Annotated in this window: 3 protein-coding genes and 1 pseudogene; all 4 read left to right on the top strand. The window is 47.8% G+C overall.

Features of this window, described 5'->3' with window-relative positions; all coding sequences use genetic code 11:
• Positions 1–72: 72 nt before the first annotated feature.
• The 4 genes and pseudogenes from C8R30_RS13735 to C8R30_RS13720 all read left to right on the top strand — a co-directional run bounded on the left by C8R30_RS13735 (position 73) and on the right by C8R30_RS13720 (position 12,645).
• On the top strand, positions 73–2,937 hold the full coding sequence (locus tag C8R30_RS13735) for a hypothetical protein (protein ID WP_107790382.1): 2,865 nt from the start codon (positions 73–75) through the stop codon (positions 2,935–2,937).
• A 171-nt stretch (positions 2,938–3,108) separates the two neighbouring features.
• Positions 3,109–3,468 (top strand): hypothetical protein, encoded by a 360-nt coding sequence (locus C8R30_RS13730; RefSeq protein WP_107790381.1) that lies wholly within the window; start codon positions 3,109–3,111, stop codon positions 3,466–3,468.
• A 92-nt stretch (positions 3,469–3,560) separates the two neighbouring features.
• A pseudogene (locus tag C8R30_RS13725) lies at positions 3,561–4,342 on the top strand (IS5 family transposase).
• Positions 4,343–4,539: 197 nt separating this feature from the next.
• The gene (locus C8R30_RS13720) at positions 4,540–12,645 is read left to right on the top strand and encodes a SpvB/TcaC N-terminal domain-containing protein (protein WP_107790380.1); all 8,106 of its coding nucleotides are present in this window, start codon (positions 4,540–4,542) and stop codon (positions 12,643–12,645) included.
• The last annotated feature ends 41 nt before the right edge of the window (positions 12,646–12,686 follow it).

The raw sequence follows: 12,686 nt of genomic DNA, 5'->3' as shown, positions 1-12,686 counted from the left end.
GCAACTCGATCCCAGAACAATAAGGCTTGAGACTCTATAAATCAATATGATATCTCTAGTTTAAGAGGAAAAATGAACTCCGAAACTTTAGTTAACTACAACCACAGCCATGCGCTCACGATTTTGTATTACGAAGTACTGCGTCATTTTCGCGTTGTCACCGAGTATATCCGATCGCGTCCAATTATTCTTGTGAAGCTCGATACGAATTTTATGAGCGAGGAGAATTTAGCATTCGTACCAAGAAAGCCATCGGAAAATCCCATTGAAAAAATTGAATATCTCCCAAAATTTCTTTCACATCTAAAGACTCAACAAAATCTTTTAGAGAACCGTCCAGTGCTCGAAGCAGCTCTACTGGATACGAGCCATATTGAAGGCTTCAATGCACTGAAGCGTGCTGCCCATAGACACAATGTAGCAGCTTTGACACTACCGCCCCTTTCTCCTCCAGTATTTTCTGTACCATCATTTCGATTTTTTGTATTCGATATGAAAACTGGAGGAATATATGACGATAAGAAAGATAGAAACATCTCGATCAAAGCAACAATATGGCCTGAGGGCCATCAACTTCTAAATGAAGATGAGCGATTGAGTCCTATAGGTGCTTTTGGATTTCCTAATGCTAATAATTCATTTATTGCTCGCCTTCCAGATAATACTCCTCCAGTGCCATGGAGCGGGATCGAGATGATCAAGATCTACATTTCTATTGGAAATCAAAAAACTGGCCATGATATCTCGTTCAGCCATATCACGATAACTGGAATTGATGAGAATGGTTTGCCAACTAAACTAGTTGATAAAAACTATGAGGCTGAAGGAGGACATCTAGTATTAGGTAATAGTGATAGCATCCGATTATGGACATTTCGGCCATTAACCCCACCTCCATCACCTCCACCTCCAAGACCTTTTGAAGAGATTGAAGATGATGCCAAGATCAATGAATTAATCGGTCATCTACGTTACCACCGAGCTCACTATAGTCGAGCATTATACTTGAATCAAAATACAGCAGAGCGTGCCCGTCAGCTCAATGAAATTAAGCTCCTACACGACGCAACACTGCTGGAAAAGGTGGAAAATCGCCCGCTTGAAATGCTTGGTGACTTTATCGCTTATCCCTGTGCCAATTCTGACTGGGCCAGAACAATTAAAGGTGTGATTGATCGCTTACCTCTTTTGGATGATCAGAAATTAGACGAGAGATTAGTTACCCTGCCGACCCGCGGAATATTTGCTGAAGCCAAGCTTGGTCATTGTAATGCTTCGGAAGAAATCGACAACAACAGATTCTGGGATTGGCAACAGTCACCTATTCCACACATGGCACCGGACATTGCTGCTATCCAAGCCGGGCAACACTTGCTTAAGGACATGAACTTGCAATCGTCATCCATTCCACAGTCGATGGTCAACATCGTTAATCCGTCTGCCGCACCCGATCCAACCGGCTTAGCGGCTGCAATGAATGTTTTTGGGACTCCCAATATTTTCCGTGATATGTCTGGACGTGCAGAGGTTGCTGATCTCCTGAAAAAGCTTTCAGACAACTCCATTTCTATCGCGGAAGCGGCGAATAAAGCAAAAGAGATTCAGGCCAAATATGGTGGAGATAGTGTTAGCTCTGCTGGAAAAGGAAATGGAGGAGGTGGTCGTGCGTCTTCTTCTGTTGGTGGCCCACGAGCTCGTCCGACTGAGCCATCTGCTGCCAACCGTGATTTGCATGACATGATGAATTTGACGGGGAATGCCGTCAACCGCAACCTGATGTCGCCAGAAACGGCACAAGAACTTACCGAGCAAGCTTTTCGCGAGGCTTATACTCCCGAATCATTATTTCAAAATATCGCCAATCACGGTCAGCAACCACCAGCACACCCAGCCCAACAAGGTGGTGTGACTGACGTCTTTTTGCAGTCCATTGCTACCGTTAACTTTACCAATTCAACCGACATCGATAACTTTTTCCAAAACCGCACTAATCAGCATTTTATAGACTGGTTTAACACAACCTTAGCAGGTAAAGGCGATTGGATTCATAAAAGAATTGCAGGAGATACTCCGCAAATTCTTAAACAACGATTTACAAATTTTTGGGATAACATCCCAATTATCTTCGGTGGACAGATTGGATTGATTCAGTTCGTTTGTCTTATGAGTCTTGCGATTAATGAGATTAACGGAAACTTGATATCGAAAACTGAACAGGGACGTGGAGGACGTGCAGGTCACAAGGGATTAGCATACTTCTTTGATCCTATTAAGGATGTTAAGGGTTCATATAACGTGGCTCCTAATAAGACTGCACTTGAATGCTTCAATAATAACGAGTTTATTAAAGAACACGGACATCTTAAATTAGGAACACAGCTTCAAAAGACTAAAGACGCAGTCTGGAACGAAACAAAATATCCTTCTCAATTCCTCACTGACGAGAATCCCGATATTAATGGCTTTATTATGCAGGCAGATTTTTATAAGTATCGTGGGCGTGGAATTATCCAGATTACGTGGCGTAACGCTTATGAACAGCTTGTTAATTTCATAAAAACGGGGTACACGGGAGCAAGCCCTATAATTTTGAAGTACCGCAATGCTTGGCAGAACCTCACTAACGATAGTGTACTATGGCGTAGCACCACCGGAGACTGGGATCATCTTTTCGGAGACTTTGAATTTGTTTGCTATTCAATAAATGTCTTTAATCATTGGAAAGGCGATTTCTTAACGCTCAACTTAACCGCAGATGAGCTGAACGGACAAGGCCGTGGGTCAATTTATAACGTTGGACTAAAAATGAATGGGAAAACCTACGCTGCAACATTCCGGAGGCGTGTAATTCAGATTCTTGACGCTCTCGGCAACCAACAGCCAGCTTCAAGTAGTGGTGGAGGCGTTGGAAATACGCCTGAAACGATTACCCTTTAACTAGGAAATGTGAGGAAATAGTTCATATTATTAGACGAAATAAGAATCGTATCACGCTGATGAGAAGCAATAAGGCACGTAAAATTTGATTATTGCGTCCCTTCGCCTTCGTAGTCTACAGTGAGCAAACGACTTTCTTAGCAGAAGTATCAAAGTTCTAAGGAAAAAAAGATGACTTTTGAAACCAATTTAACCGATCAAATCGAACGCCAACTTTCAAAGCTAGAAAGTACCGCAACGAATTTAGAAACGCTTTCGGTTCTAGTGATGCGCACCAATAGAACACAGGAGGCAAAAATACTCTCGGATCTAGCTGTCGATCTTCGCATAAAGCAGTTCACACTGTATCGAAACAAGACTCAACTTCAGATCAATACTAAGGAGTGGAAGGCGCTCGTATCTGCTCTTGAACTCGTCAATCATTTCATAGACGAGGCGATTGCTGATCCTAAAGTCATTATTAAAGAAGTACAGGACTCTGCGGCGCGTCTAATTTCAGTAGCGACAAAGCTTGTTTCATCGTTTAGCTAAAGATTATTCTCAATAGTCCAAAAATACAAAATACAAAATACAAAATAGATTAGATTAACATCACACAGAGTCATGTCTAGATTAAACTTCATATGACACATTCACACAGTAGGCATGACATATCAGACAAAGTATGGGAATTGCTTGAGGCTCATTTGCCTCGCCGCCAAGGCGTTTGGGGTGCATAGCTAGAGATAACCGCCAGTTCATTAATGCTGTTCTGGATCATGCGTACGGGTGCGCCGTAGCGGGATTTGCCGCCGGACTACGGGGACTGGAGCAATACGCACCGCCGTTTTATCCGCTGGCGCGACAAGGGTATCTGGGAAAAATGACTGGAAGCCCTGATTGATGATCCGGATTACGAATGGCTTATGATTGACGCCAGCCATTGCAAGGTTCATCCCCATGCTGCTGGAGCCAGGGGCGGCAATTAGGACATGAGTCGTGCAAAAGGAGGCTCGACACCAGGATACATCTGTCCGTGGATGCGTATGGCATGCCGGTCAGAGTTTTTATCACACAAGGCACCACAGCGGATTGTACCCAGGCTGATCGCCTGATCGAAGGACTTGATGCGGATTATTTGCTGGCAGATCGCGGTTATGATGACAGCAACACAATTATTGAACAGGCAAGGGGGCAGGGCATGGAGACCGTGATCCCCTCAAAGAAAAACCGCACGGCACAAAGGTCTTACGACAAAGAACTCTATAAATTGCAGCATCTTGTTGAAAATGCTTTTCTCCATCTCAAGAGATGGCGCGGTATCGCCACAAGATACGCTAAGAACACCGCCTCTTTTCTTGCCGCCGTGCAAATCAGATGCATCACTCTCTGGGCAAATATCTCGTGGCTACACTATCTAGGCTAACCTAAATAAATTTTCTAAATAAATTTTCTTGACATTCATGACATCCCGATATCTAATTTTCATGAAATAATAAAAAATGTGAGTTGTGAGTTTTGTCGCAGCGAAGGTTGCAATGTATCGCTATCCTAAAATTTAAGTTTCTTGTCTGATTAATACAGAGGGATTCGATTTGGATACCCTCAGAAGGGGAGGGGCAAGTGAGACAGCAAGTAAATCAAGCTGAAACGCAAACTCGCACAGAAGGCCAGTCGACAGAAAAACAATCTTTCTCTCAGTCTGCTCCTACAATAACTTTACCCAAAGGCGGCGGTGCCATTCGTGGCATGGGTGAAAAATTTGCCGCCAATCCAGTGACCGGCACTGGCTCAATGTCTGTGCCGATTGCTACTAGCCCTGGGCGCGCTGGTTTTGGTCCACAACTCTCCCTTTCCTATGACTCTGGCGCTGGTAATGGTCCATTTGGTTTCGGCTGGAGCCTGTCGCTTGCCTCGATCACGCGTAAAACTGATAAAGGGCTGCCTCAATATCAGGATAGCGAAGAATCCGATGTCTTCATTCTTTCCGGTGCCGAGGATTTGGTGCCGGAGTTTGAAAAAGATGATGATGGTGCATGGACCATTAAAAATGGCAAGCATGTCTTGTACGAAAAGCTGCGCACGGTAGGTGGCAAGACCTACCATGTCCGCCGTTACCGCCCTCGAATTGAAGGCTTGTTCGCGCGTATCGAACGCTGGACTAATCAGACCAACTCTGAAGATACTTTCTGGCGTTCTATTTCCAAAGACAATATTACAACCTGGTATGGTAAAACAGCTGAAAGCCGAATTACCGATCCGTTGAATGCTTCCCGCATTTTTTCCTGGCTAATCTGCGAGAGCTATGACGATAAAGGCAACGTCATCGTTTACCATTATTTGAGCGAAAACTCTGATGACGTTGATCTATCTCAAGCAAACGAACTCAATCGGACCGATGATACCCGCTCGACGAATCGTTATCTGAAGCGCATTCGTTACGGTAATCACATACCCTATCTTCCTGTCTTATCGGACAACAACCCCTGGCCCAAGCCACCAAGCGATGAGGATTCCGATGCCAGCAAGGACTGGTGCTTTGAAGTCGTTTTTGACTACGGAGAACACGACGAAGATAATCCATTACCAAGAGAAGCAGATAAGCTATGGAAAGCCAGGAACGATTCATTCTCCTCTTATCGTGCTGGGTTTGAAGTACGCACTTATCGCCTATGCCAGCGCGTGCTAATGTTCCACCATTTTTCCCCTCTCGATGCAGCAGATCCTTATGGGCCAGACGCAGAAGCAGTCGGCTCCAATTGTCTGGTGCGGTCGACTGATTTCTTCTATTCCTATGAAAAGAATAAGGACGATCCGCGTAATCCAGTGTACTCGTTCCTACTTACTGCCACGCAAAAAGGCTACAAGCGAAAACTGGGAGGCTACCTTTCTCGATCACTGCCCCTCCTGGAATTTGAATATATTCAGCCTATTATTGATGAAGGGGTTAGAGAAATCGATCTTGAAAGCCTGGAAAATCTTCCCTATGGTCTGGATGGAAAAAATTACCAATGGGTCGATCTGGATGGCGAAGGCCTCTCTGGCATTCTGACCGAGCAGGGTAACAATTGGTATTACAAACGCAATCACAGCGCAAACAATGTGGCCATAGACACCGCTACGAAAATTGAAAGAGCTGCCGCGCGCTTCAGCCCAATCGAACTGGTTGCCAGTAAACCCAATACTCAACTAGCCAATCAAGCCCAATTCATTGATCTGGCTGGAGATGGCCAAACAGATCTGGTGGAGATGGAAGGGCCCATACGCGGTTTCTATGAGCGTACGGATGATCAGGGCTGGGTGCCTTTTCAACCTTTTATCTCCTGGCCCAATGTCGACACACGTGATCCCAATCTCAAATTCATCGATTTGACCGGCGATGGCCATGCCGACATCCTCATTTCCGAAGATCAAGCTTTCATCTGGCACGCTTCCTTAGCGGAGGCAGGCTATGGACCGGCACAACGGGTCCAGCAACAATTTGATGAAGAGAAAGGTCCACGCTTAGTCTTTGCCGACAGTGAACAGTCTATCTTTCTGGCCGATCTGTCAGGTGATGGGCTTACCGATATAGCGCGTATTCGCAATGGTGAAGTCTGTTACTGGCCCAATCTGGGCTATTGCCGTTTCGGCGCCAAAGTTACCATGGATAATTCTCCTTGGTTTGACGCCAGCGATCAGTTTGATCCGCGTCGTATCCGGCTTGCAGATATCGATGGCACGGGTACTACCGACATCCTGTATCTGCATGGCAAGGGCGTTCATATCTATTTCAATCAATCAGGCAATAGTTGGAGCTCACAAAACGAATTGCCAAACTTCCCTGCAATGGACAATCTGGCTTTTATTCAGGCGCTAGATTTATTGGGCAATGGGACTGCCTGCCTGGTCTGGTCATCGCCACTGCCTAGCTATGCACGTAGCCCTATGCGCTACATCGATCTGATGAGCGGGCAAAAGCCTCACCTGTTGATTTCGGTGAAAAACAATCTGGGTGCCGTCACCACTGTCCAATATGCACCCTCCACCAAGTTCTACCTGCAGGATAAAGAGGAGGGGAGACCCTGGATCACTAAACTGCCTTTCCCGGTCCATGTGGTTGAGAAAGTCACCGTCACCGATAAATGGCGAGAAACCCGCTTTTCCAGCACCTACTCTTATCACCATGGCTATTTTGATGGTACTGAACGCGAGTTTCGCGGTTTTGGCCGTATCGAGCAGATCGATGTAGAGTCTTACGGTAAATTTAAAGAGGGCAATACCGACAGTCCTTATATCACTCCGGACAAAACGCTGTACCAGCCTCCGGTTAAAACCATCACTTGGTACCATACTGGCGCTTTTCTCGACCAGGAGCGCATCATTTCTCAATATGAGCACGAATATTTCTTTAACAGGCTGAAAGAAAAGTATCCAACGCTTAATATCCCATTTCAGGAAAACCCTCTACCTCAACCCGATCTGGAAGCTGAAAATCTCACAGCTGAGGAATGGCGCGAAGCGCTCAGAGCCTGTAAAGGCATGATGCTGCGCCAGGAAGTGATTGAACTGGATATTGATGCCCTGGAAGACTTGAACCATCCCGAACAAATTCCGGTAAAGCTGTTCTCCACCGCCTATCATAACTGCCACATTCGCCGCCTGCAGCCACGAGCCGAAAACCGCTATGCCTTGTTTCTGGTTGCCGAAAGTGAAGTCATTACCTATCACTACGAATTGGATGTCCGTGAAGAGCAGCTGAACCAGCAGAACCAGTTGATCCCCGACCCGCGCATTGCTCACACGCTGAACCTCAGATATGACGAGTACGCTAACATTCTGCAATCGGTAGCCGTCGTTTACCCGCGCATTGGACAGTTTGAGGACGGCACCCTCAAGGAAGCCGAACGTACGCTGATTCACAACGTTCAGCGGGAACGCCATCTGGCCTATACTGAAACACGCTACACGAAGGATTTCGGCATCGAGCCGGAAGAAGCAGACCATTACCGTTTGCGCCTACCGTGTGAGGTTTTGACCTACGAACTCACTATTCCGGATTCAAGGGACAATAGCTTCTTTACAGTCGAAGAACTTCGTAAACTTAACCTTAGCGAGGCTTATAAACCAGACGGTAAGCCAAATGAAATCATCGATGTCGCAGAGATTGCATACCAAAACAATTCAGATCGAAAGCGCTATCAAAAACGGCAGGTCGAGCATGTGCGAACCTTGTTTTTCAAGGGTGACCTGATCAATCCATTACCTTTTGGTGAGCATGGTCGTCTGGGACTGGTTTACGAAGCGTATAAACTGGCGCTCACCGATACATTGCTCGATGCAGTATTCAAAGATGCAGAAAACGGAAAGAACAAACTGGATGAGGCTGTTAAAGGTACCGAAACCGCGCGCGACATACTTCACGATGCAAAAATCAGTGGTTATCTCAGCGGCGCCGCTCTCTCCAATCGTTTCTCGGATCTAAATAATACAGGTCAATACTGGATCCGCTCCGGCATCGCAGGCTTCTCTGCGGATGCCGCCCAGCACTTCTACCTGCCGGAACGATATACCGACCCCTTCGACAACACCACCACGCTGGAATACGATCGGCGCGACCTGTTCATAGCATCCAGTACCGATGCATTGCAAAATAAGACCGAAGTAAAGCGCTTCGACTTTCGCGTGCTGGCGCCCCGTGAGATGAAGGACATCAACGCTAACCTGTCCGAAGTGTATTTCGATGCATTGGGCCTGCCTACCGCCATGGCGGTAAAAGGAAAAGGAACCGAAGGCGATAATTTTACGGGGTTTAACGACACCCTGGCCAATCCGAGCCTGAACACGCTCACAGCATTTTTCGCTGAAGAAAAACCCTATGACGAAACCCAAACACATGAATGGCTTGGAAATACAACGGTGCGTCATGTTTATTACTTTGGGGAAACCGAAGAAAAGCTTCCCGATGGAGCATCTATCACCCATTGGGAGCAACATCCCGCTTGCGCTTGCGGCATTCTACGCGAGCAGCATATCAGCCAGCTGGCGGCGGGTGAACAAAGCGCATTGCAAGTTGCGTTCGAATACTCCGATGGCATGGGCAGTGTGGTCGTAAAGAAAATTCAGGCGGAACCTGAGGATGCGGGACAGCCTCTGCGCTGGATTGCCAGCGGCAAGACGGTCCTCAACAACAAAGGTAAGCCGGTCAAACAATACGAACCTTATTTCAGCAACCCAGCCATTGGCCATCGCTTTGATGCCGAGGAAGCAGCGCAAGAAATCGGTGTGACGTCGTTGATGTATTATGATGCCGTCGGCAGGCTGATCCGCACCGAAATGCCCGATGGCAGCAATAGCCATGTAGAGTTCTCGCCCTGGCATGTTCGGACATTCGATCAGAACGATACGGTAATAGAGAGCAAGTGGTATAGCGACCGCAATCCACCCGATCCCGACCAGCCGCTACCCCGCAATGCTATAACAGGGGAACTCTCGGTTACACCCGACCAACGAGCAGCCTGGCTTGCTGCACAACACCGCAACACCCCAGCTTTCACCATTTTAGACAGTCTTGGCCGTGAAGTTATTTCTATAGCACATAACCGGTACAAAGACACGACGGGTGCGTTGAAGGATGAAAAATATCTCACCTTCACCAAACTAGACGCTGAAGGTAAACCTTTGTGGATACGCGATGCTCGCAACAATCTGGTGATGCAATACATTGTACCCGCGGTACCGAACAACCAATCCGCCGATCCTGTGAAGTTTGCGCCCTGTTACGGCATCGCCGGTAATCTGCTGTTCCAGCACAGCATGGATGCGGGTAACCGCTGGATGCTGAATGATGCCGCCGGTAAACCGATGCTGGCCTGGGACAATCGTGGCCATACGTTCCGCACTGATTACGACGCACTGCTCCGGCCAGTAGGTTCTTTCGTCAAGGGTACCGATCCAGATGATCCGGACAAGATCATCCAGTTCGAGAAAATCATTTACGGCGACATGCCCGAAAATGGCTTGACCGATGCTCAAAAGATTCAATTAAACCTGCATGGTAAACCCTATCAGCATTACGACACTGCAGGATTGGTTGTCAGCATGGGGCGTAACTCAGTCGCCGGTAAAGATGAAGCCTTCGATTTTAAAGGCAACCTGCTGCGCAGCACACGCCAATTGATCAAAGATTACAAAAGCTCACCCGATTGGTCGCAAAATCCAGCACTGGAAGTGGAGATATTCACCAGCAGCACCCGCTACGATGCCTTGAACCGCCCGATCCAAATCATCGCACCCCATAGCAACCAACCGAACACTAAACTTAACATCATCCGCCCTAGTTACAATGAAGCCGGGTTGCTGGAATGCATGGATGTCTGGCTAGAGCAGGCCAACGAACCAGCGTCACTGCTCGATGCCAATACCGCAACTCGGCACATCGTTACAGACATCGACTACAACGCGAAAGGTCAGCGCGAGCTGATCGCGTATGGCAATGGTGTCAAGACCGCATACGAGTACGATAAACTCACCTTTCGTTTGAGCCATCTGGAAACTTTGCGTGGAGCTGAGGCTTTACAGGATCTTTTCTACACCTACGACCCGATCGGCAATATCACCCAAATCCGCGACGAGGCCCAGGACACCATATTCCACAACGGAAACTGTGTAAACCCCGGAGCCGAGTACCGCTACGACGCGTTGTACCGGCTGATTGCCGCCAGCGGTCGCGAACACAAGGGTGGAGATCAGCAGACCGACTGGGACAACAGCCTACGCATCGTCACCACTATTCCTAACGACTGCCAAGCACTGCGCAACTACGTCGAGATTTATCGCTACGACGCTGTCGGCAACATCTTGCAGATGCTTCACCATCAAGGCCGCAACCTCGACCAACCCGGACAGACGATCTGGAACCGGCGTTACCAATATGCCTTCGATAGCAACCGCTTGTTCGCCACACGCTTGCCAAATGATCCCGACAACCTGTCGGATTATACAAACGTGCCGGGCTACGGTGCCAAATATAGCTACGACCAGCATGGCAATATGACATCCATGCCACACCTGCCATCGATGGAGTGGGACTTCAAGAATCAACTCTATAACTCCCGGCGGCTAGTCACCAATGACGGCCTATCCGGAGAGAAGACCTTCTATGTCTATGATGCAGCTGGCCAGCGAGTGCGCAAAGTGACCGAAACACAAAATAGCATGCGCAAAGACGAATGTATTTATCTCGGCGGTTTCGAAGTATACCGCCAGTACAATGGCAACGGGCAGACGGTCACGCTGGAGCGTGAGACACTGCATGTTATGGACGACAAGCAGCGTGTCGCGCTGATAGAGACGCGAACGTTGCCTCCTGGTAATGATCCAGCACCGCGGCAGCTCGTGCGGTTTCAGTTTGGCAATCATCTCGGTTCGTCGGTGCTGGAGCTCACCGATCAGGCACAGGTGATTTCCTATGAGGAATACCATCCTTATGGTACGACAGCTTATCAAGCAGCACGCAATCAGACCGATACGCCGAAACGGTATCGGTATACCGGTAAGGAAAGGGATGAGGAGACAGGGTTTAGTTACCATGGGGCGAGGTATTATGCGGGATGGTTGGGGAGGTGGGTGAGTTGTGATCCAATAGGAATCGGTGATGGAAGTAATGTATATGAATATATTCATGGACACGTTATACAGGCTACCGATCCTTCGGGTACCCAAGAGAAGAAATATCCACCGAACGAAGATCCTCTCGACGCTGGGGCCCCTCTTCCTCCGCCACAACCCGATTATGTTGACGAAGGTGGTGAAAAAGTTTATTTGATGCCTTCTGAACAAGCACGCAAAGAACATGCTGAGTCCCCGACTGCTGGTGCCCCAACACAAGAGATAGCAAGCCAAGGTATTGCGGCAACAACCACTAATACAAAGGTTCGTGATTTCATTCGACAGGAAGTAGTAACCGGCCAGAAGGCGGCTCTGCGTAGTAACCCTTTGGTTATGCTAATGCTTTACAATGCTTTCTTTTGGACATTGCCCTTCAACAAGGAGAGGGCGGCGAATATCTTAGAATCCGTTAGTGGCCCAGAACCACGTTCAGAGGTGGCCCAAGGTGCCGAATTATATACTAACTTGGAACTTAGTATTGGTGAAACATTCTTGTTTGCAGGACTTGGTACTACGGCTAACAGGTTGCGGCTCCATATGCCCTCTTCAAGACAAGTTACTATGAGTGGTGGAGCACGAACGAGATCGTTCTTAGAAAACGATATAGATGTTGGATATGGGTCAAATTTTACCCGTATAGGGGATGATCCAAATACACTTGCCGTTACGCGGAGTCGCAAACCATGGCCCGGAGTTCACGATGTCGTAGTTCATGCGGAGGGCGCTGGTGGACGATTATCACCTGGAACTCCGGATTCTCTTGATCCAAATGGATTTCGAGTAGTTGAAACACACGAGGCCCAGATCGCTGAAGCGGTTCTTGGAAATCCAAACCTAAGGCCGGGACAACCACTTCGAATGCTATCGTGCGAGCTTTGTGCGGAACAGGCTCAGGCAATGGCAAACTTAACCGGGAGACCGGTCTTTGCTTCTCCACTTAAGGTAGGAGTATCAAATCCCGGAGCTGGTACACCGCAGACTGTAGACCAATTTATCCGCTGGGATCCAGTATTAAGGGAATGGTCATCCACGGCTCCGAAGCAGGTTTGGAATCTATACACACCTCGAACTGCAGACTAATTCAAAAGCCATACGGCGAATTGGCGTAGTAGCGTAGTAGG

It is taken from the genome of Nitrosomonas nitrosa, assembly GCF_003051105.1.
Classification (GTDB): domain Bacteria; phylum Pseudomonadota; class Gammaproteobacteria; order Burkholderiales; family Nitrosomonadaceae; genus Nitrosomonas; species Nitrosomonas nitrosa.
The sequence above is the reverse complement of the archived record's forward strand: the minus strand, read 5'-3'. Positions and strand labels throughout refer to the sequence as shown.